General features: G+C 40.7%; 35 protein-coding genes. 30 read left to right on the forward strand and 5 right to left on the reverse strand.

Annotation, left to right across the window (positions count from 1 at the left end):
• Positions 1–4 precede the first annotated feature (4 nt).
• The 13 genes from FPV17_RS02665 to FPV17_RS02715 all read left to right on the forward strand — a co-directional run bounded on the left by FPV17_RS02665 (position 5) and on the right by FPV17_RS02715 (position 9,696).
• Positions 5–787, forward strand: coding sequence for an ABC transporter ATP-binding protein (locus tag FPV17_RS02665; RefSeq protein WP_144560396.1), 783 nt, complete (start codon positions 5–7; stop codon positions 785–787).
• Complete coding sequence (locus FPV17_RS02670) at positions 775–1,587, forward strand: ABC transporter permease (RefSeq protein WP_144557820.1); 813 nt, start codon at positions 775–777, stop codon at positions 1,585–1,587. Before FPV17_RS02665 ends, FPV17_RS02670 begins: the two co-directional genes overlap by 13 nt.
• 437 nt (positions 1,588–2,024) lie before the next feature.
• A complete protein-coding gene (locus FPV17_RS02675) occupies positions 2,025–3,089 on the forward strand; it encodes an N-acetylmuramoyl-L-alanine amidase family protein (RefSeq protein ID WP_144557822.1) in 1,065 nt (354 codons plus the stop codon).
• 99 nt (positions 3,090–3,188) lie between these two features.
• Complete coding sequence (locus tag FPV17_RS21665; RefSeq protein WP_158331921.1) at positions 3,189–3,344, forward strand: hypothetical protein; 156 nt, start codon at positions 3,189–3,191, stop codon at positions 3,342–3,344.
• A gap of 18 nt (positions 3,345–3,362) precedes the next feature.
• Entirely contained in the window at positions 3,363–3,911 is a 549-nt protein-coding gene (locus tag FPV17_RS02680) for a GNAT family N-acetyltransferase (RefSeq protein ID WP_144557824.1), read from the forward strand.
• A 425-nt stretch (positions 3,912–4,336) separates the two neighbouring features.
• The gene (locus FPV17_RS02685) at positions 4,337–4,945 is read left to right on the forward strand and encodes a GNAT family N-acetyltransferase (protein ID WP_246117109.1); all 609 of its coding nucleotides are present in this window, start codon (positions 4,337–4,339) and stop codon (positions 4,943–4,945) included.
• A gap of 29 nt (positions 4,946–4,974) precedes the next feature.
• The gene (locus tag FPV17_RS02690) at positions 4,975–5,322 is read left to right on the forward strand and encodes a DUF2200 domain-containing protein (protein WP_144557826.1); all 348 of its coding nucleotides are present in this window, start codon (positions 4,975–4,977) and stop codon (positions 5,320–5,322) included.
• A 155-nt stretch (positions 5,323–5,477) separates the two neighbouring features.
• Positions 5,478–6,254, forward strand: a complete 777-nt coding sequence (locus FPV17_RS02695; RefSeq protein WP_144557828.1) for an SDR family NAD(P)-dependent oxidoreductase — start codon at positions 5,478–5,480, stop codon at positions 6,252–6,254.
• 148 nt (positions 6,255–6,402) lie between these two features.
• The gene (locus FPV17_RS02700) at positions 6,403–6,855 is read left to right on the forward strand and encodes a hypothetical protein (RefSeq protein ID WP_035392809.1); all 453 of its coding nucleotides are present in this window, start codon (positions 6,403–6,405) and stop codon (positions 6,853–6,855) included.
• A 144-nt stretch (positions 6,856–6,999) separates the two neighbouring features.
• Positions 7,000–8,328: an acetamidase/formamidase family protein gene (locus tag FPV17_RS02705; RefSeq protein WP_144557830.1), complete on the forward strand. Its 1,329-nt coding sequence runs from the start codon at positions 7,000–7,002 to the stop codon at positions 8,326–8,328.
• 104 nt (positions 8,329–8,432) lie between these two features.
• Positions 8,433–8,591 carry a hypothetical protein gene (locus FPV17_RS21670; protein ID WP_186370710.1) on the forward strand — a complete coding sequence of 53 codons (159 nt, stop codon included), beginning with the start codon at positions 8,433–8,435 and terminating at the stop codon, positions 8,589–8,591.
• Positions 8,592–8,643: 52 nt separating this feature from the next.
• Entirely contained in the window at positions 8,644–9,309 is a 666-nt protein-coding gene (locus FPV17_RS02710; protein ID WP_035392808.1) for a hypothetical protein, read from the forward strand.
• Between the two features lie 90 nt (positions 9,310–9,399).
• Positions 9,400–9,696 carry a hypothetical protein gene (locus FPV17_RS02715; RefSeq protein ID WP_144557832.1) on the forward strand — a complete coding sequence of 99 codons (297 nt, stop codon included), beginning with the start codon at positions 9,400–9,402 and terminating at the stop codon, positions 9,694–9,696.
• A gap of 25 nt (positions 9,697–9,721) precedes the next feature.
• Here the strand turns inward: FPV17_RS02715 and chbG are convergent, their stop codons facing one another.
• Together chbG and FPV17_RS02725 are read right to left on the reverse strand one after the other, a co-directional pair.
• Positions 9,722–10,429 carry a chitin disaccharide deacetylase gene (gene chbG, locus FPV17_RS02720; RefSeq protein WP_035392805.1) on the reverse strand — a complete coding sequence of 236 codons (708 nt, stop codon included), beginning with the start codon at positions 10,427–10,429 and terminating at the stop codon, positions 9,722–9,724.
• 16 nt (positions 10,430–10,445) lie between these two features.
• Positions 10,446–11,156 carry a GntR family transcriptional regulator gene (locus FPV17_RS02725; RefSeq protein ID WP_246117110.1) on the reverse strand — a complete coding sequence of 237 codons (711 nt, stop codon included), beginning with the start codon at positions 11,154–11,156 and terminating at the stop codon, positions 10,446–10,448.
• A gap of 216 nt (positions 11,157–11,372) precedes the next feature.
• Between FPV17_RS02725 and FPV17_RS02730 the strand changes: the two genes are divergently transcribed.
• From FPV17_RS02730 to FPV17_RS21675, 6 genes are all read left to right on the forward strand, one after another.
• Positions 11,373–12,689 (forward strand): 6-phospho-beta-glucosidase, encoded by a 1,317-nt coding sequence (locus FPV17_RS02730; protein WP_035392802.1) that lies wholly within the window; start codon positions 11,373–11,375, stop codon positions 12,687–12,689.
• Positions 12,690–12,704: 15 nt separating this feature from the next.
• Entirely contained in the window at positions 12,705–13,985 is a 1,281-nt protein-coding gene (locus tag FPV17_RS02735; RefSeq protein WP_144557836.1) for a PTS sugar transporter subunit IIC, read from the forward strand.
• 14 nt (positions 13,986–13,999) lie between these two features.
• Positions 14,000–14,320 carry a PTS sugar transporter subunit IIA gene (locus tag FPV17_RS02740; protein WP_060704137.1) on the forward strand — a complete coding sequence of 107 codons (321 nt, stop codon included), beginning with the start codon at positions 14,000–14,002 and terminating at the stop codon, positions 14,318–14,320.
• A 3-nt stretch (positions 14,321–14,323) separates the two neighbouring features.
• A complete protein-coding gene (locus tag FPV17_RS02745; RefSeq protein ID WP_035392800.1) occupies positions 14,324–14,632 on the forward strand; it encodes a PTS sugar transporter subunit IIB in 309 nt (102 codons plus the stop codon).
• 136 nt (positions 14,633–14,768) lie between these two features.
• On the forward strand, positions 14,769–15,173 hold the full coding sequence (locus FPV17_RS02750; protein ID WP_246117111.1) for a GNAT family N-acetyltransferase: 405 nt from the start codon (positions 14,769–14,771) through the stop codon (positions 15,171–15,173).
• Positions 15,174–15,293: 120 nt separating this feature from the next.
• Positions 15,294–15,461: a hypothetical protein gene (locus tag FPV17_RS21675; RefSeq protein ID WP_158331919.1), complete on the forward strand. Its 168-nt coding sequence runs from the start codon at positions 15,294–15,296 to the stop codon at positions 15,459–15,461.
• A gap of 156 nt (positions 15,462–15,617) precedes the next feature.
• Here the strand turns inward: FPV17_RS21675 and FPV17_RS02755 are convergent, their stop codons facing one another.
• The gene (locus tag FPV17_RS02755) at positions 15,618–15,797 is read right to left on the reverse strand and encodes a hypothetical protein (RefSeq protein ID WP_035392797.1); all 180 of its coding nucleotides are present in this window, start codon (positions 15,795–15,797) and stop codon (positions 15,618–15,620) included.
• A gap of 488 nt (positions 15,798–16,285) precedes the next feature.
• Between FPV17_RS02755 and FPV17_RS02760 the strand changes: the two genes are divergently transcribed.
• From FPV17_RS02760 to FPV17_RS02785, 11 genes are all read left to right on the forward strand, one after another.
• Positions 16,286–17,140: an ABC transporter ATP-binding protein gene (locus tag FPV17_RS02760; RefSeq protein WP_035392795.1), complete on the forward strand. Its 855-nt coding sequence runs from the start codon at positions 16,286–16,288 to the stop codon at positions 17,138–17,140.
• Positions 17,137–17,793: an ABC-2 transporter permease gene (locus FPV17_RS02765; protein ID WP_144557838.1), complete on the forward strand. Its 657-nt coding sequence runs from the start codon at positions 17,137–17,139 to the stop codon at positions 17,791–17,793. The genes FPV17_RS02760 and FPV17_RS02765 overlap by 4 nt, the downstream gene beginning before the upstream one ends.
• A 28-nt stretch (positions 17,794–17,821) precedes the next feature.
• The gene (locus FPV17_RS02770; protein ID WP_035392793.1) at positions 17,822–18,097 is read left to right on the forward strand and encodes a YfzA family protein; all 276 of its coding nucleotides are present in this window, start codon (positions 17,822–17,824) and stop codon (positions 18,095–18,097) included.
• A gap of 28 nt (positions 18,098–18,125) precedes the next feature.
• Entirely contained in the window at positions 18,126–20,744 is a 2,619-nt protein-coding gene (gene lanKC / locus FPV17_RS02775; RefSeq protein WP_144557840.1) for a class III lanthionine synthetase LanKC, read from the forward strand.
• A gap of 51 nt (positions 20,745–20,795) precedes the next feature.
• The gene (locus FPV17_RS21680) at positions 20,796–20,933 is read left to right on the forward strand and encodes a class III lanthipeptide (RefSeq protein WP_186370711.1); all 138 of its coding nucleotides are present in this window, start codon (positions 20,796–20,798) and stop codon (positions 20,931–20,933) included.
• Between the two features lie 31 nt (positions 20,934–20,964).
• Positions 20,965–21,102 (forward strand): class III lanthipeptide, encoded by a 138-nt coding sequence (locus FPV17_RS21685; RefSeq protein WP_186370712.1) that lies wholly within the window; start codon positions 20,965–20,967, stop codon positions 21,100–21,102.
• 28 nt (positions 21,103–21,130) lie between these two features.
• On the forward strand, positions 21,131–21,268 hold the full coding sequence (locus FPV17_RS21690; RefSeq protein WP_164468413.1) for a class III lanthipeptide: 138 nt from the start codon (positions 21,131–21,133) through the stop codon (positions 21,266–21,268).
• A gap of 34 nt (positions 21,269–21,302) precedes the next feature.
• Entirely contained in the window at positions 21,303–21,440 is a 138-nt protein-coding gene (locus FPV17_RS21695; RefSeq protein ID WP_164468412.1) for a class III lanthipeptide, read from the forward strand.
• A 31-nt stretch (positions 21,441–21,471) separates the two neighbouring features.
• Positions 21,472–21,609, forward strand: coding sequence for a class III lanthipeptide (locus tag FPV17_RS21700; protein ID WP_164468423.1), 138 nt, complete (start codon positions 21,472–21,474; stop codon positions 21,607–21,609).
• Positions 21,610–21,697: 88 nt separating this feature from the next.
• Complete coding sequence (locus FPV17_RS02780; RefSeq protein WP_035396686.1) at positions 21,698–22,528, forward strand: class I SAM-dependent methyltransferase; 831 nt, start codon at positions 21,698–21,700, stop codon at positions 22,526–22,528.
• A 128-nt stretch (positions 22,529–22,656) separates the two neighbouring features.
• The gene (locus tag FPV17_RS02785) at positions 22,657–24,411 is read left to right on the forward strand and encodes an ABC transporter ATP-binding protein (protein ID WP_144557842.1); all 1,755 of its coding nucleotides are present in this window, start codon (positions 22,657–22,659) and stop codon (positions 24,409–24,411) included.
• 125 nt (positions 24,412–24,536) lie between these two features.
• Here FPV17_RS02785 and FPV17_RS02790 read toward each other — a convergent pair whose 3' ends face one another.
• Complete coding sequence (locus tag FPV17_RS02790) at positions 24,537–24,995, reverse strand: FixH family protein (RefSeq protein ID WP_060704124.1); 459 nt, start codon at positions 24,993–24,995, stop codon at positions 24,537–24,539.
• Between the two features lie 12 nt (positions 24,996–25,007).
• Positions 25,008–26,366, reverse strand: a complete 1,359-nt coding sequence (locus FPV17_RS02795; RefSeq protein WP_144557844.1) for a PepSY-associated TM helix domain-containing protein — start codon at positions 26,364–26,366, stop codon at positions 25,008–25,010.
• Positions 26,367–26,675: the final 309 nt, after the last annotated feature.

Raw genomic sequence — 26,675 nt, forward strand, 5'->3', positions numbered from 1 at the left:
ACACATCGCAATTAAAGTAGATAACTTGACTCATCAATTTAAAGGAAACCGAAACGAGACCGTGACCGCCATTTCAAACTTAAGCCTGTCTGTTGAGAAAGGAGAATTCTTTGTTATAGTCGGCCCGAGCGGGTGTGGCAAATCGACCTTGCTTGATTTGCTTGCTGGGTTACAGCTACCTACTCAAGGGCGCATCGCTGTAAATGGAAAGCAGGTGTCTAAACCGAGTTTAACTCGGGGGTTTGTGTTTCAACAATATGCCCTGTTGCCATGGAGAACAACAATTGAAAATGTAGCCATTGGCTTAGAAGAATTAGGGTTAAAGCGAAAAGAACGTCTTGCCAAGGCGGTTTCGTATATTGAACTTGTCGGGTTAAAAGGGTTTGAAGAGACGTATCCCCATCAGTTATCGGGAGGAATGAAGCAACGGGTTGCCATTGCACGAAGCTTAGCCTATGACCCCGAGGTTCTTCTCATGGATGAACCATTTGGAGCACTTGATGCCCAAACACGAGAAAGTCTCCAATTAGAGTTACTGGAGATTTGGAGGAAAACGAATAAAACGATTGTATTTATTACACACAGCATTGACGAAGCAATTGTCCTCGGTCAACGTGTCGCGGTAATGAGTCAAAGACCTGGAAGAATCTCACATATTGTGGATACACCATTATTTGAAACGAAAAAAAAGGAAGACCCCCGTTCATTACCAGCATTTGCTATGCATAGACAAAACGTATGGAACTTGCTACATGGAGAGGAGGAGGTGTATGCATGGAACGAATAACCCATGTGCCTGAAGCAAATCGGCAATGGTCAGCCCGGTTTAACCGTTATGCTTTCCAGAGTCTATCATTTCTTAAGTCCATAACAGCCATTGCACTTTTCTTTTTGTTATGGGAAATCGCCCCTCGAATGGGTATGGTTGATGCTGTTTTTATGCCGCCTTTCTCTACTGTTCTGGCAAGTGGCTTCGAGTTAGCTTTAAATGGGCAGTTGTTTTCACACATTAGTGCTAGCTTTACGCGGTCGATCATTGGATTTTTAGTAGGAATGATCATTGCGATTCCTCTTGGACTAGTAATTGGGTGGTTTACGACGTTTAGTAAATGGTTAACGCCCCTTTTAGAATTGTTTCGTAATACAGCAGCGCTAGCGGTGTTACCTGTTTTCATCTTGTTGCTTGGAATAGGGGAACTCTCTAAAGTCGCTGTTGTCATCTACGCATGTTTCTTTCCTATTCTCATTAGTACCATTAGTGCCGTTCGACATGTGGACCCCTTATATATAAAAGCAGGGAAATCGTTAGCATTAACGCCTTACCGCTTGTTCATGAAGATAATCTTGCCAGCATCTGTACCAACGATTTTTGTCGGTCTTCGCCTGGCAGCAGCGTCATCTATTTTAGTTTTAGTTGCTGCGGAAATGATTGGAGCCAAAGCAGGGTTGGGTTATTTGATTATTAGCAGTCAACATACATTTCAGATTCCACATATGTATGTGGGCATCCTGACCATCTCTATTATCGGTTTAGGGGTAAACGCGCTTCTTGTTTTTATTGAGAAAAAACTGTTGCATTGGAAATGACATCTAAGTAGTGAAAAAAGCGCTTCAGACAGTGGTTCCTTGGGTTTTCACTCGTCTGGTGCGCTATTTTGTGCTGTTTGTACTTTCACTCTCTATTACCTTTTCCTACGAGATTCGTTTATACAGCTGTCTAACTACTCGGTGGGATGTGCAGAATCAGTCTGGTTTTTTGTCTATAAATAACGTTTCCTAGAATAGGAACAGTTGTCGCTATGTTCTTTTGCTTTAAAAGAATTGGAAGTGCAACAAGTAAAAAGGGAAACATGGCAATACATTGGAACAAAACTAGCAAAAATCTCCTTCAACCAAAAAGCCTATATCATATAAGTTGCTCATTTGGTATGATTTACAGAATCATTGATAGTTTCATAGAAACCTATGTTTAGCTAACCTAATATTCGGGAATGAACGATAGGTAGTTTAAAAGGAGGGGGAAAATGCGTTTTTTAAAAACAGTGACAGCCCTATCGATTATTGTCTTACTCCTGTTTATGACGTATGAACAAGTGAGCGCGTCCACAAACGTTGGTGTCGTTCAAAGTGATGCGCCATTAAACGTAAGAGATCTTCCTTCTGAAGAAGGTTCCATCATTGGGAAGCTCGAACCTGGAAATAAAATTGAATATTTTCACACGTCAACAGACTGGGTTAAAATCACGTATGCTGGACAAGTAGGCTATGTGAGTAAAGCATTTATTAGTGGCACAGCGAGTACAGGGACAACGTCAACAACAGGGCATGTGGAGACGAAGACAGGTGTGATCGCCTCAACGGGTGGACTAAATGTTCGGTCTGGACCACAACAATCGGAAAGCGTTCTTGGGCAGTTGGCAAATGGTACACAAATTGATTACATTGACTTAGGGAATGACTGGGCGCAAATAACCTATAACGGGGCAATTGGATTTATACATACTCATTACATACAATCTATGGTTATGTCACCTACAGTTACTCCTATTGTTAACGAGCCAACAGCGAAGCAAGGTTTTAAAGTCGTACTTGATGCGGGACATGGGGGCTATGATTCTGGTGCTGTTGCAAATGGTCTCTTAGAAAAGCATGTGGTGAGAGCGTATAAGGATGAACTAAAGAGAACGCTAGCAGCAGATGGCATTGATGTTATTGAAACGCGAACAGGTGATGAGTTTGTTTCCCTTTCAAGTCGAGTGAACCAAGCGAATCAAGCGCAAGCAGATTTGTTTCTAAGCATTCACGCTAATAGTTTTGCCGATTCGAGTGTTCGTGGTTTTGAAACTCATTACTACCAATCTAGTAAAGAGGCAGTCGCCATTAATAAGGAAATTAGCCGACTGAACTCTGGTTATACAAGAGGCATCTATCAATCCAATTTCCAAGTTCTGCGTGATTCGAATGTTCCAGCTGTTTTAATTGAAGTTGGTTACTTAACAAATGCTGATGATGCCTACCGTATGCAAACCAATCAGCATCAACAAGAAGTGAGTGAAGCCGTTCGACGTGCAGTACAGCAATTAAAGTAAGCTAGCAATAAGAAGCCTTTCGTTAAGGAAGGTTTCTTTTTTTTTGCAGGATTTGCTCTCGTTTTGTCGAAGGAAAAGAGGCATAATGAGGTGATAAGAGTGGAAGTGTTTCAATCTATAGGGTTGGCAGTACTGCCAGTACTCATCATAGGTGCGTTTGCGGTTTCCGCCATTGCGATAACTGCTGTGAAGGAACAGAAGAAACAACTAGAACAGTTAGAAAGGCGACTTGAACAACTAGAACGACAATCATAGAGAAGAGGATGTGCCATCATGTTTGCACGTAAACTAACAGGACAACTGACACTGAAACTAATTGATTTTCAAGATGCTGATGCGATTTTCACATTAACGAATGAAAATCGGACGTACTTAAAAGAATGGCTCCCCTGGCTCGATCATATTAAAGAAGTAGGTGATACCGCTACGTTTATTCGGCGTTGTTTGCAGAGTCATGCAGATAACAATGGGCTTCATACGGTTATTGTGTATGACAGTCGTGTAGTTGGAATGGCGAGTTTTAATACGTTGAACTGGGCAAATAAAACAGCCTCCATTGGTTACTGGGTGAGTGAAAAGGTTCAGGGTAGAGGCATTGTCACAGCCGTGGCCCATGACTTAACAAACTATGCTTTCCGACAACTAAACATGAACAAAGTCGAAATTCGTGCCGCTTCCGGAAATCGAAAGAGTCAAAGAGTTCCGATGAAGCTTGGCTTTACAAATGAAGGGACGATCAGACAAGCAGAATGGTTGTACGATCATTATGTAGATCATGTTGTATTTGGAATGTTGGCGTCTGAATGGGGAAAGACCGAGTGAATGAGCTCGGTCTTTATTAAGGTTACTAGTGGGCATGTTGTACATGTCTTTTGTAAGAATGAGCCTGGAAAGTAAGGAACGAAACGATGTCGTTTCAAAGCCCTGGAAGAATTAGAGACAATTGTGTTAATGGAGAAGGAAGGGACGACTCTTCACGAGTAAGATGTCATTTCCATTCGTGAGGTTTGTTACATCTCGTTTCTTGTAAGACAGAAGACATTGGTTCCTAATGAGGGCGATACTCTTTTTGTGTTAGGTGCAAACAAGGTTAAAGCAGGGAGTAAAGCTTCTATTAGCATTGTATTGTTACCGAAGCCACAGACGCTGTAACATCCTGCTATTTTTGCTAAATGACAGTATGTCTTTGAAAACGAATGGGTATATTGAAACGATAACGTTCATTTTTCTAGTGAAGGGTGATCATCATGTCCAAATCGGTTCGAATGGAGAAAGCATCGCCTTGTTCGAGGGTGGGCGCTAAGCTAAACATAATGGCTATTGAAAGCATGGCTCAAACAATTGTTGGTTCAGACGATCCTGCTATTATAGAAGAAACGATGAAAGGATTGTGGGAAGGGAAAAACAATCGCTTCAGCCACGAATTTGCTTATGAAGCAAAAGTAGGTAACAAAACACTTGGAATGATTACGTGCTACCCAACAAGCGTCATGAATCAATTAGTTCTTCCGACAGCCAAACAAATTTTGCACATAAGACGATTTGCTATGGTCAACTATGCAGTCAAGAATGTGCGTACCCTCTATGCCATGATGACGATGGAGGAAGGGAAGAAGGATGAGTTTCATATAGGTGCGATGGCCATACTACCTGAAAGCAGAGGGGTAGGTATTGGTGGAATGCTGCTTCATTATGCTGAAGCGCGTGCGAAAGATTGCTCTTTTAAGAAACTATCGCTAACGGTTCGAGAAAACAATCCCCGTGCGAAGCAGTTATACGAGCGGGTTGGCTATCAAGTTGTAGGAAAGATTGATCAAGGATCTTTTAAACTTTTTCGGATGGTTAAAGCGGTGTAGCAGTAGAAAAGCAAGAAAGGAGCGAACGTATGGCTAAGCATATTTACACGATGCCGTTTGCAAGCGTTTATCCACATTATGTGAATAAGGTTGAAAGAAAAGGCCGGACAAAAGCCGAGCTTGATGAGGTCATTCAATGGTTAACTGGCTATCGTCCAGAAGCGCTAGAAGCGCATTTGGAAAAGCAAACAGATATGGAATCGTTTTTTTCAGGTGCCCCAATCATGAACCCATCACGGTCTCTTATTAAAGGTGTTATATGTGGTGTTCGGGTGGAAGATATTGAAGAACCACTTATGAAAGAAATTCGTTACTTGGATAAATTAGTAGATGAGCTGGCAAGAGGTAAGGCAATGGAGAAGGTATTACGAGGCTAGTGAACGGTCGCAACCCACTTTTCTAGTTATCCAAGTCGCTTCGTTTAGTTTCGCTTGGGATACTTAATCACTTTGAGGTGCGTACTTGTTTAGAAGAATGCTTAGGTTTATAGTCAATTTGAAACAAAAAATCTTAACGATGAAGGTGAGAATCCATGAGATTTCAGGATAAAGTTGTATTAATAACAGGTGCTTCTGGAGGGATTGGGATAAAGGCAGCAGAGCTTTTTCAAGCGGAAGGAGCTAAACTCGCTTTAGTCGATTTAAATAAAGAAGCTTTAGAGAAAGCATCTGTTGAAGCAAACCTAGACAAAGACAAAACATTGCTAGTAGCTGGAGATGTTTCTAAAGAGAATGATGTCCAAGCATTTATAGAGAATACTGTTGATCACTATGGACAAATCGATATTTTTATTAATAATGCAGGAATTAATGGTGAATTTGGTTTGTTAACCGAACAAACCCTTGATAATTTTCAAAATGTCTTAAATGTAAATACAACAGGTGTGTTTCTTGGGCTGAAGTACGTGATGCAAGTGATGAAAAAACAACAAAATGGTGTTATCGTGAATACAGCTTCCAACGGTGGGCTGCTTGGCGCACCTGGAATGGGTCCTTATGTGGCGTCAAAACATGCTGTGATTGCATTAACGAAAACGGCCGCTTTGGAAGGTGCTGCGGAAAATATTCGCGTTGTAGCTGTTGCACCTTCTGGAGTAGATACAGCCATGATTCGTTCAATTGAACAAAATACAAACCCAGATAACGTCGATGAAGCACGTAAACAATTCGAAGCGAGTGTTCCGCTTAATCGCTATGCAACAGCAGAAGAGATTGCTAAACTAATGTTGTTTTTATCCTCTGAAGAGGCATCCTTTATCACGGGTAGCTATTATCGGATTGATGGTGGACAAGGGGCAACGTCTGTTTAAATAGCGTTGATGAATCGAAAGAGACGTAAATGTGAAAGAACCTTGTATTCTTTTCGTTAGGTTTTGAATTTCGTCTATTTCCTGCTATGCTAGATCTACAAAAAACTAATGGATAGGGTCTATGGATAAAAAAGGAGGCGATGTAAAAGTGGCTAGGAAGGTTCTCTATGTCTTCATTGCACTTTTACTTGTCAGTGTAGCAGGTATTGTTTTAGTGAATTACATTCCTGAGGAGACGACGATAGAAGAAGAGATTACTCGTTATGAAAGTGAAAACGGTGAAATCACATCTATTCAAATCATACAAGAGTCAAGTGAACGTTCACATTCAACCAGAAGAGAAGTGACGATAGATGACCGTGATAAAATCATGGAACTCTTTGATGGAGCGACCGAACTCGTTCCGAATGACCGTGCACCAACGGTAACGTATCATCTAGAAGTTGAAACAACAGAGCAATCCATTTATACAGCACCGACCATTCTTGTGAGCGATGCCACCTTTGCCTGGGGAGAGAATCGCTTTCATGTTAATGGAGAAAATACGTTATTTGAAGCGATTGAAACAGGTGATTTTGATTGGACGACTGACGAAGAATAGCTCGATAGAGAGGCCTTTTGCGAAGGTCTCTTTTTTTTATTTAACGATTCATTTTAGTGGTAGATTATCTGCCCACTTCTCTTAAGAAAGTGGAAAACTTTGTTAAGCTAAAGTAAACAAAGGTAGATGGAGGGAGTGTGGCAAATGAAGAAACAGGTAGGACTAGCAGTTGGGTTAGGTGTAGGTAGTACCCTTGCAACTCAAGGAGTCTATGCAGAAGAATTTCCTTTACATACAATGGATGCTCAGGAGGCAGAAGGTCAACATTATGTACCCTCAACAGTGGACAATGTTCGCTGGGGAGAACTACCAAACCGGACAAGTGCACCGGTATTAAAGATGGAATCAGGCGAAACCATTACATTTGATACAGTTTCAGCTGAAGGGCTACTTGATGATCAAGGCAGAGATCCTGTTTCTTACTTTGGTCAGTATGGTGTGAAGCCAAAAGATATTCTTTCCGAAGCGATTGCCATTGCGGAATCCGATATTGTCAATCTATTCGGCGAACATGGCCCTCATATTGTGACAGGGCCAGTTGAAATTAAAGGGGCAGAACCAGGCGATGTATTAAAAGTAGAAACGTTGTCACTCACGCCGCGGGTTCCATACGGCGTTATTTCAAACCGACACGGTCGTGGTGCATTACCTGGAGAATTTCCTGAAAATGAAGGACCAGCTGAAGAAGCAAGTGTTGAAAATCCAGAATGGTTTCATAACGTATCCGTTTTCACCCCTATTACAATGCGAAACGGGCAATGGTATGGTGAAATTCCAGGAGAAGATGTGTTTTTTCCACTTCAACCTTTCATGGGAATGATGGGCGTTGCAACCGACACGACCGAAAGAGTAGACAGTGTCCCTCCTACCCGAACAGGTGGGAATATTGATATCAATGACTTAGGTGTAGGGTCAACCCTTTACTTACCGATTGAAGTGGAAGGCGGCCTGTTTTACACTGGTGATCCTCATTTTTCACAAGGAGATGGGGAAGTCGCGTTGAGTGCTCTTGAAGGGTCGCTTCGGGTAACCTTTCGTTTGTCGTTATTAAAAAAAGGTGATCCAGGTATACCCGGAAACGCTCATACGTTTACCCAACCAATTGGTGAAACAGAAGACTATTGGTTGCCAATTGGTCTTGATGAAGATTTAAATGAAGCGATGAAAGATGCCACACGTCAATCGATCGACTTCTTGGAGCATCATTACGGTATGGACCGTGCTAAAGCACTTGCTTACTTAAGCGCAGCAACAGATTTTGAAGTTTCACAAGTAGTGGATCGAACGAAAGGAATTAATGGAAAAATTCGAAAAGCGGATTTTGAAAAAAGGCTGCCCAATGAAGTAGCAGCAACAACAGAAGGTGGACAGTTACCACAGACATCGACTAACTATGTTGCGTGGATAATTGGGGGCTTAAGTGTTGTAGGAGCAGCTTTTGCACTAGGTAGAAGAAAGAAACGATCTGTATAAGAAAAAGAGGCTCAGCATGGCTGTGTCTCTTTTTCTTTTCATGTAAATGAAACATTTTGTTCCAGTAACCGTAGAACATACAAAGGAAACAAGGAGGCGACGGCATGAAACAGGAATGGTTTACTTATGCGATTACGATAGCAGCGCTGACATTTGTTGGCTTCACATCTTTTAATAACACGGCAGCTGCCCTCATATTCGGCATTGGAAGTGGAAGTATTTTTGGCTGGGTCATTGCCTCTATTCCGAAAATAAAACAATGATACTTTACTGTTATCACATTCGTTTATCAAGTTAAAAAAAGGAGCGCCTTTTATGTTTCGTTCATATCGTCAATGGAAACGCCGAAAGAAAGTAAATAAAGTAAAGGAAGGTGACGGGCACGCGCTAAAACCATTCCGTTTTTGGCAGCCATTCACGCGCTCTTTATTTTACTTGGAACTTACTGGTGATGAAGGTGAAACCCATGTGTATGCAGTGAACGTTCATTTTTTTAGCGAAGATAACACGGCAGAGTTATACCTTGATGGTAAGCATATGGCCACCTCAAGTCTTCCGGCGGCTTTCCCTGTACCTGGTGGTGTCATTGAAGTTGGAGCAACAGATTATGGCTTAAGTCGAATGCATTATGTGAGGGAAAGTGATCAACGAGAATACGTGTTACAGCCGGATAAGCGCTCGGGTGAAGGGTTGCGTCTAAGATTGGATCAACGGTTTCCTATAACAAGCAAAAGTTTAGGTCTGTCTGCGGTTATGGTATTGCTCGTCTCACTTATTCTCGGGTTACCACAATTACTAGAGCTCGTTACAAGCATACCGTGGATTCACGAACATATCGGCACTTTCCAGTCTCCAATTACGCTACCTGATTGGGTGAATACAACCCTAATTGTTGCTTCTGTCCTAGCTGGGATTGAGCGCGCGCTGCTGTTAAGAAATCATTGGCTCATTGATATGGAAACAGGCTATTGGGATAGCTAATAGAATCGTAAGAATGCGCGGTTTAGGTTATGATGTAGTTGGTATTATTTCGAATGGAGCGTATGCTTCTTAATGAATGTGGGGAGTAAGATGGAAGATATTTTTATTATTCAGTTAGTCGTAGTACTATTCGTAAGCTCCATTGTACAATTTGTCTTGAAGAAGAAAGTAAAGCGATTTACGACTTCTTTTATTCATGCATCGATTATGTTAACGGTTTTACCAATCATATGGGCAAGAGGTTTTGAATTGCAGGCTGTCCAAGTCACTTTTTTAAATCATCAATTTCTCTACTTTATATCAGCATTTATGCTCGGCATTTGGGGCTTATTCTTGTATTTAATGGTAAGAGAAAATAAGAAAGAAACGGAAAACGCACTCTCTTAAGATGATGAGAGTGCGTTTTTGTGAATTATTTGAGCGTCCATCCATCTGGTAATGTATACGTCATTAAAACATCTGTTTCCTTTAACCGCTCACGAACATAAGAAGAAGTGGATGTTAACGTCGTGTCTGCATAAGCTGGGTGACACATAATCTCTACAGATTGTACGCCTTTATGATCGTCAAGGATGGTGTCTAACTCCTTATGATTGACTCCTTGTTTGTAAAACCTTTCATCAAATGCCTCTGTATACAGCTGCGTCTGTCGAGGCATCTCCTCAAAATTATGCCGCCAGGGAAGTTGATACACTGCCGCTAGTTCTTCTATTACTGGACGTAGATGAGCCCAATTATGGATGTGATGATGGCTATCTAAATGACTAGGTGTTAACCCGAAGTCTAAGAATGTTTCAATTTGCTTCGTCCATTCTCGTAGCACGTCAGCTGGATTGATCAGACGTTCGTTTCGTTGTTCCAGAAGAGGTCTAAATTGACCAAACTGATTTGTAAGGCTTGGAACGTTATCAGCCAAAGGTGTACCGATTGTTAAGGCAAGGTGAACACCTACACGTAAGCTAGGGTGCTGGTGCGCAAGGGCAACGGCATGACGCGTGCCAGGCATATTTACAAGCATGGTCGTAGAAGATACGACTCCATGTAAGTGGCAATCTAAAATACCGTAGTTGACTCCCCGTGATAACCCGAAATCATCTGCATTAAAAACAACAGTAGGCATGTTCGCTAAACCTCCATTAACTGTAGTGTCGTTCAATTTGAAAACTTGCTCGTTCCCCATGGAAATAGGTTTGCGAGTGCTCCGCAATCGTCCCATCTTCTAAGTAAGCGAGCGTTTCCAAGTAAAAGCACGGTGTCTGTTCTTCAGACGCAAGATGTGTGGCAATAGAAGGATCCATCGTCGTTAGTTGAAGGTGTTCCTCTGTTCGTGCAATACGGACGCTGTAGTGATCTCTCAGTGTAGAATACAAAGAAACGGAGCATTGTTCCTCTGAAATACCTGGAGCAATGGTCCAAGGTACATAAGCGATCTCATACTGTAAAGGTTTTTCATCGACGTAACGAACGCGAATGACTTTTTGAATGGCAGCATTGGCATCCGTGTGTAATAAATGGGACAACTCTTCATCAGCCGGGATAACTTGTAATGACAATACCTTAATGAAAGGTTTTTTTCCTTGTGAAGTGACTTGTTCCGTAAAAGAGGTAACCGTTTGGGATAAATTTGTGCGTATTTTCGGCTCCGCGACAAAAGTACCTTGTCCTTGTCTTCGAACCACATAGCCTTCCTGGCTGAGCTGTTGAAGAGCAGTACGGACAGTGGTGCGACTCACACCATATGTGTCACAAAACTCAGCTTCAGTCGGAAGTTGTGATTGAGGTGCGTATTCGTTTGCTTCTATCTTTTCGATAATGTTTTCTTTGATTTGCTGGTGCATCGCAGACATTGGCATGACCCCTCCAGATTCTATACCTTTATTGTATCATAAATGATGGGAAGTTTTCATACAAAGGTAATGACAAAATAGAGAATTACTTTTAAAGTTGTTATTACAAATAGTGCTGTACATTTCTTATTTGTTATGATAAATTGTAGTTGTATTAAGAAAGCGATTTCAATAAACAGTTATACCTACAAATAGAGTAGTAACAGGAGGGGCTATATGATGTTGAAGCTTGTCATCATAGGTGGAGGATCTAGCTATACGCCAGAAATTATAGAGGGCATGATTGACCGTCACGATCAATTCCCTGTGACGGAAATAGCGCTAGTGGATATTGAAAAAGGAAAACAAAAGCTAGACGTCATTTCACGTTTAGCAAAGCGAATGGTCAAAAAATCAGGAAAAGACATTACGATTACAGCTAGCCTTGATCGTCGAAAGGCATTAAAACATGCTGACTTCGTGACAAGTCAAATTCGAGTGGGGGGATTGAAAGCAAGAGAAAAAGACGAACGAATTCCACTTTCTTACGGTGCTTTAGGGCAGGAAACAAATGGTGCAGGAGGAATCTTTAAAGCTTTGCGAACGATACCGATTTTGTTAGAGGTTTCAAAGGATATGGCTGAGCTTTGTCCAAATGCATGGCTGATCAACTTCACGAATCCTGCTGGAATGGTAACAGAAGCTTTGTTGAAATATGGTTCTCATAAACGCGTCATCGGTGTGTGTAACATTCCATTTAATATGCGAACAGGTGTGGCAGAAATTCTAGGCTGCCAGACGGAAGACGTTGAAATTGAATTTATTGGCTTAAATCATTTTGTATTTGGTCGTCGCGTGCTTGTAAAAGGAGTGGACTATACATCGATTGTGATTGAGCGATTAAAAGATCCGTCAAATCAATATTCACCAGCAAATATCGTATCAGAAGGATGGTCGTCTACATTTTTATCTTCTTTTATGATGCTGCCGAATCCTTACCATAGCTATTACTTTAAAGGGGCAGAGATGCTAGAGAAAAGTTTGAAAGAGTATTGGGAGAATGGAACACGGGCTGAAGTCGTCCAGCAAGTAGAAGAAGAGCTCTTTAAAAAATATGACGATAAAGAGTTAACAGAAAAGCCTACCGAACTTGAGAAAAGAGGAGGGGCTTTCTATAGCGATGCTGCTTGTAACGTTATGACAAGTATCTATACAAATAAAGGCGATATTCAAACCGTTAACGTTCAAAATAATGGAACCATATCAGACTTACCGAACGATGCTGTCATTGAAACCAATGCTGTCATGGGGGCAGAGGGACCACGACCAATTTCGATAGGAGCGCTTCCACTCTCGATTCGAGGCATCATTCAATTGATGAAGAATATGGAGGAATTGGTCATTGAAGCAGCTGTAAAAGGCGATCGTGAGCGCCTGTATCAAGCGTTAGTCATCAATCCTCTTGTTCGAGAAGAAACGCTTGCAAACGATTTAATGGAAGAGTTATTGGAAGCACATAAAGAAGATTTGCCACAATTTTATCAGCAAGTATAAAAAGGGGGAATTTTTATGATGCAATGGTTAGAAAGAAATGTTGTGCCGGTAGCGGGGAAAATTGGCGCACAAAGGCATTTAGTTGCCATTCGAGATGGGTTCGTGAGCGTCATTCCTCTAATTATTATTGGCTCGTTTGCCATCCTACTTAACAATTTTCCACTACCGACAATCGAACGATACCAAGCGTTTATGATGGGGATTTTCGGTGAGAACTTCACTATGTTTGGTGGGAATATATGGGATGCCTCTTATGCAATTCTGGCTCTCCTTGTTACGATGGCCATTTCCTATCACCTAGCTCGTTCCTATCATGTTGATGGGTTAGCAGCAGCAATCTTATCGGTTTCCACATTCGTTATGCTGTCGCCGTTCACTGAGGATTGGGGACTCTCACTAGCATGGACAGGATCACAAGGTTTATTCGTTGCGTTATTTAATGCAATCATTGTAACTGAATTATTCCGAGTACTCGTAAATTCTAGATTTACAATTAAAATGCCACAGGGAGTACCTGAGGGTGTAACGAAATCTTTTCGCTCACTAATTCCATTTCTTATAATTCTCATAGGACTTAGCTTGCTACAAATATTTATGACGTTAGTTGTTCAGTTAAGCGTGCACGAATTAATCTTTGAATGGATTCAAACACCCTTATTAAAATTATCAAATTCATTACCAGCAGCACTCATCGTTGTGTTCCTTAATCATTTCTTATGGTTCTTCGGTTTACACGGAACGAATATTATGTCACCGATTATGGAAGGTGTATACTTATCAGCAAGTATTACAAATACGGAGCTGGTTCAAGCAGGAGCGAGTATTTTTGGGGATGAACTAGCCATTGTAACGAAAGCATTCTTTGATGCCTACGTGTTTATGGGTGGATCTGGAACCACATTGGCGCTCATTGCCGCAATCTTTATTGTAGCAAAAACGTCTCATTACCGTACGGTCGGGAAGTTAGGTGCACCAGGAGCTGCGTTTAATATCAATGAACCTATTATGTTCGGGATGCCAATTGTGTTGAATCCGTCACTGTTGATTCCATTTGTTTTATCGCCAATTCTGTTGACAATCATTTCTTATTTTGCAATTTCCCTTGGGTTTGTCGCGAAAACGGCAGTTGCGATTCCTTGGACAACACCGCCAATTATAAGCGGATTCCTTGTTTCAGGGCACTGGTCAGGTGTGGTTTTACAGCTCTTTAACTTAACACTTGCCACACTTATCTATATACCATTTATTCGCTTATCTGAACGTGCGCAAGAACGAATTGAAAAAGAAAACGGCTAAGAAGGAGTATCATCATGACAAAAACACTTGAAGAAATTTCGTTCACACTCATTCTGCATGCGGGAAATGCTCGCTCTTTTGCGATGGAAGCCATCCAAGCAGCAAAAGCTGGAGAATTTGAGCAAGCGGCAGGTAAATTAAAAGAAGCAGAGGATGCATTTGTGACGGCTCACCATGGACAAACGGAACTGTTGCAACAAGAAGCGCAAGGGAACGGGGTTACCCCTTCCATTTTATTAATTCATGCACAAGATCACTTAATGACGTCGATGACAGTAAAAGAAATGGCCGTTGAAATGGTTGAACTCTATCAACGCTTACCAAAGGGAGTGTAAAAAATGAATATTCTACTCGTATGTTCAGCTGGAATGTCTACTAGCATGCTCGTAACTAAAATGAGAGAAGCTGCTGAAATGAAAGGCGTAACGTGTGACATCGATGCCGTATCCGCTTCACAATTAAACGACCATTTAGAAAAAGTGGATGTCCTGTTAATCGGTCCACAAGTACGTTACATGCAAGCGCAAATTACGAAACAAGCGGAACCATACAACGTCAAAGTCGATCTGATTAATCAAATGGACTATGGGATGATGAAAGGTGAAAACGTATTGAATCAGGCGATACAGCTCGCTGAAGGAAAATAAGGTAGTACAAAAAGTATAGGCACTTGTCTATACTTTTTTTGTGTATAATGGGGAAATAGAGAAGCAAGCAGGAATGTTTACAAGTATGTTAAGCAGCTTTGAGGGCTAGCAATCGAACAAAGTGGAGGGAAAGAAATTGGACTATACAGTTATTCATGAATCCCCGCATCCAAAAGCCTATAATGAGTTACGATTGGAAGCGGGAATGAGTGGGAAATCGCTAGAGGCAGCTGAAATCGGTCTCCGTAATTCCTTATATGCAGTGACGTTGTACGATGACGAAGTGCTAATCGGTATGGGCAGAATCATTGGAGATGGAGGCGCTTTTTTTCAAATTGTTGATATTGCGGTGAAGCCTACCTATCAAGGAAATGGATTAGGGAGAGTTATTATGGAGCACCTTACCAATTACCTTGACCAGAACACACTACCAGGTTCTTACGTTAGCTTAATTGCAGATGGAGAAGCAGAGCATTTATACAAGAAATTTGCGTTTAAACATACAGCCCCCCGATCCCAAGGAATGTACCGTTCGTATTAAAGAGGTTCGCCTATTTGTTCACTGGATGGTAGAAAGATAGCCAAAAGTGTGGTTTTACGTATGGGAAGAGGGGTAATCAATACACATAGGTATCAATCATGGTTAAGGAGGATATCTATTATGAATCGCTTTGAGCGAGAACTGTTTCGCCGGGAGTTATTCTTTCTGAAAGCAATGAGAAGGAAAGTGACCGGTAATGAAGCTCGCTTTGTTGAGATGTTGGATGACCAAATTAAGCATCTTGAAGCGATCCTTCATGAAGAAACAGAAAATATAATGACAGATTAGTGTAAAAGGATAGGGTTGACCTATCCTACATATCAACACGGGGAATCTTCCTTAACGTGATTGATCGCTAATCGGCTGCTTGCTCTGATTCAGAGAAGGGGCGCATGTGTATGCACATGCGCCTTCTTTTTGTCATTATAGTAGTCACTTGTTCTACTAAAATAGAGTAAAGCTTCCCTCAATAAATTCATAGACGAAAAGAAAGATTATAAAAGCCATAAGGACAATGGACCCAATGATCATTTGCCGCATAAGGTATTTCCATGTCTTCATTAATGGGGCGCCAAGACATGCTAACGCGAGTAACATCGCAAACAATACCGCAACTTCTATCATACTAAATCACCTCTAGATGACAATTCTTTCCTGAAGACGAACGACCTATACTAGTCTATGCGCCACGTGTTGCTTGTTTCATAAAAAAAGACAAACGAGTTGAAAGAGAAGCGTCACATGGGACGTGCTATCTTTCCGTATAGTTAAAGAATAGGTACAATTTCGTGTTTGGAAACCTGTCGCTGTGGTATATGAAAATAGAGTGAGAGGCGTCACGTGGCTTTTGAGCATGATTTTCCGATTTTGACCTTACTAAAAAACCAGAAAAATCATTTTTTTAGTAAAATAAATAAAAAAATTGAAATTTAATGGTTTTGAAACCATTCACTGTGGTATATAAATACATAAATCACGATGTTTTCCGTTTTGAAGTGTGTTCAATGCTCGTTATAATGTTTTTTACTTAATGAACGTTAACGGATTATATGAAATGTATTTTCAATATATAAAAAATTATTTATTTTTTATATATTTTAGGAGGATAAAAAATGACTGTACTTCTTGAGATGGAAAATATCAGTAAATCGTTTAAGCGAAAAAACGTCCTTAAAAATGTTACGTTGAATGTTCCGGCTGGTTCCATTGTTGGATTTGTAGGCGATAACGGAGCAGGAAAATCGACTACATTTAAAACCATTTTAGGATTAATAAAGAAAGATGAAGGAACAGTTCGATTATTTGGAGAGGAAATATATGGCCAGCAATCAACTTTAAGAGAACAAGTGGGCGTTGTCTTCGATGCCATTAATCTACCTGCTGAACTTACGATTAAGCAGTTAAATAAAGTGTTTGTGAAAATGTACAGCAGTTGGGATCAAGAGGCATTTGACAGGCTATTACAAACGTTCCATTTGCCGGTAGATAAAAAGGTAAAAGAATTTTCACGAGGGATGTCGATGAAGCTATCCGTTGCTGTAGCCCTTTCCCATAACGCTAAATTGCTTTTACTTGATGAGGCGACGGGAGGACTTGACCCATCCTCAAGAAAAGAATTATTAGATGAACTCAGTCGTTTTGTTGAGGTAAATAAAGGGGGAATCCTTTTATCCTCTCATATCATGAGTGACATTGAGAAGATTGCTGATCACCTTGTCTTTATCAAAGATGGAGAAATCATCTTAACGGAAAAGAGAGAAGTCATTCAAAATCAATACGCAATTGTTGAAATCAATGAAGAAGAACTATCGAAATTAGAGCCAGAGCATGTTGTGACATCCTATAAAGATAACAATGCACTTGTCGTTTTGGTTTCTGATAAAAGAGAGTTACCAGAAAACATAGCTGTTAATGAGCTGACACTAGAAGATTTAAGCGTTTTCTTAGCGAGAGGTGAAAAGAAATGAATGCTTTACTACTAACGAGTTATTACTTAGTTTATCGAAGTTTATTTATGTATATCGGCATATCCATTTTTGTGGCCGCATTGGTTTTAGGATTTGGTCAAGAATCCATGCACCCTTTTATTGTGTTGCTTACGCTATTATTAGTCTCCATCCCTGCAATGGAAGTAATTAAGCATGAGTCAAAGTCTGGCTACGATAAATTTGTGTTAACCATGCCAATCAATCGAGCTCATATCGTGTTTGGGCATTATCTTTTTTACTTAGCCGTACTGGCAATTGGAATTGTCATAACAACAGTAACCTTTTTAGTGTATTTTTTCGCAGTTGAAGAGTCTTACGTTCAACTACTCGTGCAAATAGCACCTTCTATTATGCTTGTGTTGTTAATCGGTGCACTTATTTTTCCTCTGCTTTATTTATTAGGACCGGAGAAATCAGATGGTGTCTTAATTGTGGCGGCAGGGGCAGCTATCTTGGTTAGCTTTTTGATGGAACGAGTGGTTTCCAATCTTGTATTTGAACGATTCGCTTTGAATGAGGCAGAGACGTCATCAATGATTGTTTATTCACTGACTTTTGTGCTAATCGGTTTCATCATTTATATCCTTTCTTTCCTTATTGCTTTAAGTGTTTACAAGCGAAAAGAATTTTAATCGATCACGTTTAAACGGGAGGACTATTTTGAAGAAAGATACGTTTATAAGAGATGTGTTTGAATATGGTTTGACGTTAGTAGGCGTTAATATTCTATTTATTCTTACCGAAACACTGAACCTCAATCGGTCATTTAATACGGATGGCCAAGGAAATTGGAGCATCTTTGGTTTTTCGCTACAAGATTTCTTTACGAACAATTTTGCTCTCTATGAAACCTGGGTATTTAACATGATTTTGGTTTTTATGGTTGTGGCATGTCTATTCATGATTATTTTTAGAGCCATTAGGCGTGGAATGTAGCGTTTTGCTATTGTAGAGAAAAGGGAGGATGAAAAAGTTGGAGGGTAATTTTCTCTATCACCAGTATTTAAAAGTAGATTCGGAACATTATGGAAAAATACGTAAAGGGGAAGGAGGAGATTTAAAAGTTGAGGGAGACATTAAGAGCATGTACTCTGTTCATAGCGATGAGGAATCCGTTTGGACACATTATCAGGTAGAAGGCGTTCATTTACCAACACAAGGATGGAAAATCCACATTACTTCTTCTAAAAATGATGCGCAGAAAGTACTTAATAAAATAGCAAGGGTTTGTATGGAACGCAACCTTGTCTTTAAGCACTTAAAAGATCGACAGAGCTTTATGAAAATGAATTCAAAAAATGCGAACCGTGCCTCATCAGGGAAATTTATAACAGTTTATCCACTCAATGAGGAGCAATTTGTAGAGTTGTTAGATGTATTTGCTGACGCGACAAAGGATTATGAGAAAGGTCCATATATATTGAATGATAAGCGTTGGAAGGATAGTAATGTTTTTTATCGATATGGAGGATTTAAAACGATATTAAATGAAGATGGGGAACATTGTATTTATGATGATACCGGGCAATTAATCCCGGATCAACGCAACCCATTCTATCAAGTACCACCATTTATGGAACCGTATGATGCTTACTTAGATTCATTAAACGTAAAAGATGATCTACTTTTAAACGAAGAGACGACTAAACTTAACGATTATAACATTGAAACATCTTTAAGCTACAGTAACGCTGGGGGAGTGTATTTAGCTACAAAAAAGGCAACTGACGAAAAAGTGATTATCAAAGAAGCGAGACCGGTAGCTGGTTTAGATGGAATAGGCAGAGATGCGTTAGAAAGGCAGAAGATCGAACTAGATGCACTAACGACATTAAATCAGGTGCCTGGAGTCGTGAACGTCCTAGATCACTTCCAAGCATGGGAACACTATTTTATTGTGGAAGAATACATTGAGGGCTCTGATTTAAGGTCGTGGCTCGTACGAAACTATCCTTTTGCAGGTAGTGTAGATTTGAACGTGTATGGTGAAGAGATTGTATCAATCATGACGAACCTTTATCACATTATTGATGATATGCACCAAAAAGGCATAGCAATGGGCGATATTCAACCAGCAAATGTGATTCTGACTTCAAGTGGAGAGGTGAAATTGATCGATTTTGAAACGGCGGTTTCCGTCTACTCCACGGAAAAGCCAGGGATGGCGACGACTGGTTTTGTTTCACAAGAAATAAAAGTTGCAGGAGCAAGAGATTGGTTTGGTTATCTAAAATTATTACGGTATATTTCTCTGCCGATCCTAACATCGGATACATTAGAAAAGTATCTTGCCCCTATTCAGTTGAATTGGATTAAGAATCAGTATCCAAGTCACGTTTATAAGCAATTTATTGATCTATTTGAAAAAGCAAACAATCAAATTCGCTACTATCAGAACGATATCCAGTTTAAGTGGCATTTAGAAGTGGACGAGCAGACAGAGGATCTGCAACTAATTGTGAAAAAACTAGTAAAAGGATTAGGTCAACATGTAACGGATGATGAAAGGTTCATCAATGGAGATATTCGTCAGTACGAGTTAAAGGATGCGAAATTTAACATACTAAATGGTGGGAGTGGAGCAGCGCTAACCCTTAATCGTGAAGGCCATTGTGTAGAAAAGATAGATAAGTGGATGAACACTTATTTATTGGATCAACTTCCAGATGTTCAAAACGTCGGTTTATTTTCAGGACTAGCTGGTATAAGTACGTTGCTTTATGAAAGAGGACATACGGAAACGGTTCAGCAAGTAATACGTAAAATAAATCAAACAGACGAAAGAAATGACCTGACATTACGCTCTGGCCTTTCTGGTGTCGGCTTGTTTTATATAAGTATATATCTAGAAACAAATAAAACCGAATATTTGGATTATGCTGAAAATGTGGCGGAGAAGATCGCCTTTGCAAGAAAAACGCAAAAATCATTGAAAACAAACGACTGGTCTGCGGTGCCAATAGGGTTAATCGACGGCGTATCTGGCATTTCCTTGTTCTACGCTGCGCTCTATTCCGTTACGTCCAATGAAGATTATTTGTGTGAAGCAATTGAGTTAATAAAAGAAGATCTAGCGAAAACTCAAAAAGACGAAGAATCGGGAATCCTGCAAACACTAGATGAGAACAATCGATTATTGCCTTACTTGTCGGGAGGTTCAATCGGGATTGGCATTGCTATTTGGTTTTTAAATCACGTTAGCGATCAACAGCTGTTTAAAGAAGAGTTTGACTCCATTTTGAATCTCTCAAAGATCAGATGTACCATTAGTGGCGGGCTCTTCGATGGTGCAGGTGGATTTCTATTGTTACCATCCTTAGTAGAAGACAGACAAGCTCAATTGGACTATACGAAAGATGTCATTGAGTTGGCTCATTTGTTTTTAATTGAAAAAGAAGATACCTATATTTATCCAGGTAACTTTTCCTATCGATTATCGGATGATGTCTTCTCAGGTAGTTCAGGGATCATTCTAGCCTTTCAATCGATTATGAAAGAAAACCCATTGTATTGGCTGCCTCTCATAAACGTTGAAAACTTTGTAGCAAGCACGAGAGGGTCAAGACTTAAAGAAGTTCATTAAGGTTAATGGCTGTATGGACAAGCCGATTATTCTGTAAAGGAGGTGAGAAACATGAACCAAGTATTAGAATTACAAAAACTAGCACATGATGCAGATGGTCAAGGACAGTGGAGTGTTGAAAAATCACCAGCAACCGTGACCATCACAACAACGGCAGTAGGCTGGTCAACGGCAAGCAACGATTGTTAATGATAGGTTATGGATAAGAGGAGGTACCAATATGAATCAAGTATTAGAATTACAAAAATTAGGACATGATTCAGATGGTCAAGCACAATGGAGTGTTGAAAAATCACCAGCAACCATTACAACAACAAGAACGGTCATAGGTTGGTCAACAGCAAGTAATAGTTGCTAAAGGTACATTTACGAAGGAGGTGAGAAACATGAATCAAGTATTAGAATTACAGAAATTAGCACATGAAGTAGACGGTCAAGGACAATGGAGTGTTGAAAAATCACCAGCAACCATTACAACTACGACAACGGCAGTAGGTTGGTCAACAGCAAGCAACGGCTGTTAAAAGTAAGTGGGAATCTCTAAAGGAGGTGACGAATATGAATCAAGTCTTGGAATTACAAAAATTAGCGCATGATTCAGACGGTCAAGGGCAATGGAGTGTTGAAAAATCGCCAGCAACCGTGACCATTACGACAACGGCAGTAGGTTGGTCAACAGCAAGTAACGATTGCTAATAATAGGATATTTATAATAGGAGGTACCAACATGAATCAAGTATTAGAATTACAAAAGCTGGCAACTCATTCAAACGACCACGGGCAATGGAGCGTTGAAAAATCGCCAGCTACAGTGACCATAACAACAACCGCAGTAGGCTGGTCAACAGCAAGCAACGATTGTTAATTATGATGCAAGTTGTTAGTCCGTTTGGCTAACAACTTGCATATAGTATAGTCGGTTTGCAATAAAAACTCAAATGAGGGTGGTAGAAATGGACAAGTTATTAGAAGTGGTAAAGAGTCCTGAAGTGTTTGAAGAAGGGTCGCAAGATATTTGGCTTGATCCGGATCGTGCTGATTTTGTCTTACAGTCACATCTGGATGAAACAATGGACGGTGCAAGTAAAGATGCTCATTTTATTCAGCAGTCCATTGACCTTATATGTGAGTTAGCTCCGTTAACGAACCACCAATCCATTCTCGATCTTGGCTGTGGACCGGGACTGTACGCAGAAAAGTTAGCTGAGAGAGGATATAAGGTGACGGGCATAGATTTTGCTGAGAATTCAATTGAGTATGCGAAAAAAGAAGCGGAGAAAAAGAATCTCCCCATTGACTATCACTGTGGAGATTTCTTAACGATTAACTATGAAGAAGAATTTGATTCAACCCTATTGATTTATCAAATCTTCGGTATTTTGAAGCCTGATGAAAGAAAAAAGGTACTATCGAACATGTATAGAGCTCTTAAACCTGGAGGATTCGTGCTGCTAGACGTATTGTCAGATAAAAGTTTTGCAGATTTCGAAGAATCGAGAGAATGGAGTCTCTCAAGTAAAAATAGTATGCTATCAAGAAAAAAGCATTTAGGGTTAATATCTACTGAGAAATATCCTAATAATGTCTCACTTCAAAAAACCGTATTAGTGTTTGAAGACGGGGAAATCGTTAACTATCATTATTGGAATCAATACTTTAGTGTTGAAGACTTAAGACAAGAGATTGAAGAAGCTGGATTCACACTTGAACAAGTGTATGCAGACGTGAACGGTGAAACGTACAAAGCAGATGGTGAATTTATAGCGGCTGTTTTACGGAAATAAATAGAGACATACGTGGAGTTAATGAAGGTTTCCTTTATAAGGAATTACAGAGGTTTTGTTTTTCTTTCTTTTTTCAACTTGAAGTGGTCCCACGACTGAAACTCTAACTATGAAAAGAGACATTCACTATGGAAACGTTATCGTATAAACAGTTTGTTGGAATTTTTACTACCTATAGGCCGTCTCGAATGCTCCTAACAATTGCTTTTACACTTTCCTTGGTACAAACAGGGCTGTCGTTAGTCATTCCCTTAATTGCCATGGATCTTGTGAACTTACTTATCGAAGAATCGTTTAATGGGCTCCTACTTGCGGGGTTAGTACTTTTATTCGTTACTCAAGTTGTTTTATCTGGTCTATCCTTGTACTTAATGATTTATATCGGAGAAAAAGTGATTTTACGTCTTCGAGACGATTTGTGGAATCGAGTTGTACGATTGCCGCTTACGTTTTACGACAAAAACAATTCCGGCGAAATTATGAGCCGCATTACGAACGATACGAATGTGATGAAGAACTTTTTTATTGATCATTTAGTTCCTTTCTTTACAGGACTGGTTTCGATAGTCGGCTCTTTTATCATCCTCTTTGTTCTAAACTGGTCTATGGCACTGCTTTTTTTAGTCATTTTTCCATTAGCGTTCTTTGTGATAAAGCCTCTTGGAAAACGAATGTACAACGTTTCAAGAAACCTACAACAGGAGACGGCTTCTTTTCAAGGCGACTTAAGTAGAGTACTAGGAGACGTTCGATTAGTGAAATTTTCTGTTGCTGAAAAGCAAGAGGCAGCTGAAGGTGCTAAGCGCGCTACCAACCTTTATCGTCACGGATTATCTACTGGAAAAATACTAGCTGTTGTTGCTCCATTAATGACAACAACGATTCTACTTGTACTTGTTATGATTATTGGATATGGAGGCTATCAAGTAGCCACAGGGAGTCTGTCAGCAGGTGCGTTGGTCGCGGTCGTCTTTTACATCTTCCAAATTATCAACCCTCTTTCAATGATGGCACAATTTTTTACGCAAGCACAGAAAGCGATGGGTGCGACTGAGCGGGTTTATTTATTATTGAAAGAAAAACATGAAGGCACCGTTGCTTCAGTGAAAGAGTCTGTTAGAAAGAACCAACATGCTTTTAAAGGCATTCGCTTTTCAAATGTAGGGTTTTCGTACGACCAAGAGAGAAAGATTTTAAGAAAAATTAGCTTTACAGCAGAAGAAGATCATGTTACGGCTATAGTAGGACCTAGTGGGACTGGTAAGACCACAGTGTTTTCTCTGCTAGAACGCTTCTATTTAATTGATGAGGGTGACATTTTCTATAATAGTGATTCCATCTATTCCTATACATTAGAAGAGTGGAGAAGGAAAATAGCTTACGTTAGTCAAGAGTCACCGATTATGAGCGGGAGTATAAGAAAGAATATAACCTATGGGTTAAAGCAACCAAAAAGCGACCATGCCATTTACGAAGCCATAAACAAAGCGAACTTAATGAGTGAGATCATGGCGCTACCAAAAGGATTGGACACGGAAGTAGGCGAACGAGGCATTCGCTTATCCGGTGGACAGAGACAAAGGATCGCCATTGCAAGAGCCATCTTAAGAGACGCGGATATCCTATTGCTCGATGAAGCAACAGCGCACTTAGATGGACAATCGGAAGCGCTAGTTCAAGACGCGTTAAACGAGTTAATGAGAAATCGAACAACGTTAATCATTGCGCACCGGATCTCAACTGTTCAAAACGCAAACAACATTGTAGTGATGGAAAATGGAGAAGTAACAGATCAAGGAATCCATGAGGATTTATACAAGAAAAATACGTTATATCATCATTTAGTAAATAGGCAAATGGTATCGAACAACCACGGCGCCTAATGAAGGGCAGTACAACTAGCGATGAAAAGGAAACCGTACCATGAACGAAAGACGAATGTCCGCCAACGGGATCATTCGTCTTTTTGTTGCACCGTCTATGCTTCTTACAAAAGAGTGTGCATGTTCTAATGGTGCGCATGATCGTTTGAAAATGGTTGTGAAGAGCCGTTTAGTAAATACTCCGCTTCTTCAGGTGTGATCTTGCCGACAGCAAAACGCTTTGTCGGCATCGCATATAAGTCACCAACCTGCGTGAAGGCTTTGGCGAAATAGAGTCCTTCCTGGGTAAAATCGACTTCCACTGCATAAATTCCGTTTCCTTCAGCGGTAGCCGTTACATACTCATGTTGTTCATGATTATTGGACCAAACTTCAAATCGAACAAGTTCGGCATCTGTGATCTCTTCCTCTCCTTGAGAAACGGAGGCATAAATCGTTTGTTTCCCTCCTTCTGAGATAGAATCTGGCAATTCGACCCGTACTTGAAGCGGTTGAAACGCTGTGTACGCTTCAGGGTTATTACTGGTAAAGGAACAAGCAGACAGGAAAACAGTCATGCTTATGATGGTGAAAAGTAGTCGCATGTTATCAACCTCCTATGCGTGGAAAAACGCTTTGAGACGCTTGTTTTTTTGAATAAGGAAAACGTCCAATAAGAACACAACGAGAAGAGAAAGGGCAACAAGTGGAAACACAACAGCAAATAAGAGTAGAATGACGAGCAAAGCCCGGTTATGACGAATGGAATGTGCTTTTGGAGCACCCATATGTTGTTGAGGCTTCCGGCGTCTCCATAAGAAAAACCCTGATACAATGATGCCAACTAAGCCGATACAAATGAGTAAGCCGAACAATTGATTAAGAAGTCCGAATTCAAGCCCTTTATGAATCGTAATCCCCGTTGCCATCCATTTTCCAACTAGACCATAGTCATCATACCGATAATCGGCGAGAACAGCACCTGTATATTGATCCACATACATGGTCGCCTCGTCTCTTGCTTGGTCAGGAAAGGCAGAAAGCGTGAAGGAGCCTGTTTCACTTCTTGGAAAGTAAACGGTGTAGCTCGGGTGTAATTCCCGGTGCAGTCCTGTTGTGACCACGTCATCAATCGAAACCTGTTCATACCCTTGCTCATTTCCAGAAAGCGGTACAGGTAATTTCTGTGCAGCCCAGGCTGATTCTGCCACATCCTCTGTTAAGGATTGCGGAGCATCACCTACCCAAATAGACGGGGGATAGCCATGTCCTGTACTTGTGGCTATATGCTGCACCCCGTTTCCCCAAAAACCAGTCCACAACATTCCTGTTAAAACGAAAAACAAGAGGCCAATGGATAGCCACGCAGCAGGCACTGCGTGTAAATCGCGAACAAGAACACGCTTGCCTTTTCGCACCCGCGGTAGCCAGACCCCATAGAGGTTGGGTTTGGAGCGCCTTGGCCACCACAAATAAAGGCCACTAGCGATCAAAATAATGGTCCACGAAGCTGTGAGCTCAACAACTCGATCCCCAAACGTTCCGAGCATCAGCTCGCTATGTAATTCTATTAACCGTTCCATCACTCGATTTTGATCCAGGAGCACCCCTAACGATTCCCCAGTGTATGGATTCATGAAGACGGTGCCGGATGCCCCGTCGTCAAATGAAGCGCCAATAGCAACAGATCGAGTGGCTTCTTCACTAGGGGAATAAGAGGTAACCGTTGCAATATCCTCGTGAGCAGTGAGCGCATTTGCGATCAACTCACTAGGCGGATACGTCACACCATCTTGGTTAGGACGCACATCGTAATACTCGCTGTAGATGGAAGCTTCAATCGTCCCTTTAAACAAGTAAATGCCTCCTGTAATCGCTAGGAGAAGTAAGATCGGTGCAATGATAAGACCAGCGTAAAAATGCCATCGCCAAACCGTACCATAACGCTTTAACGATCGAGGTGGATCTGTTTTCAATGGTCATTCCTCATTTCGATTATAATAATATAATGTTTGTTGAACTAACTATACAACAAGGATAACGAAATAATGTGAACTAATTGTGTGTTTAGGTTGGGAAAATAAAAAAAGCACCTAAACGGTTTAGGAACGAGCCTTTTCCATATCGTTGGTCGCTTTTAATTCTTTATAAAGTCCTGCTTGCGCCGCTCGTATCAAACGAACCACCTCGACTTACCCTTCTAAATCACCATTTTATACTTTTCTCCATCTCATGATTGATTTTTTCGCGAAGCTTTCTCTTTTTCTAGTAGAGGGGGGAACATC

Source organism: Shouchella miscanthi (genome assembly GCF_007725405.1).
In the GTDB taxonomy this organism is placed as follows: domain Bacteria; phylum Bacillota; class Bacilli; order Bacillales; family Bacillaceae_D; genus Shouchella; species Shouchella hunanensis.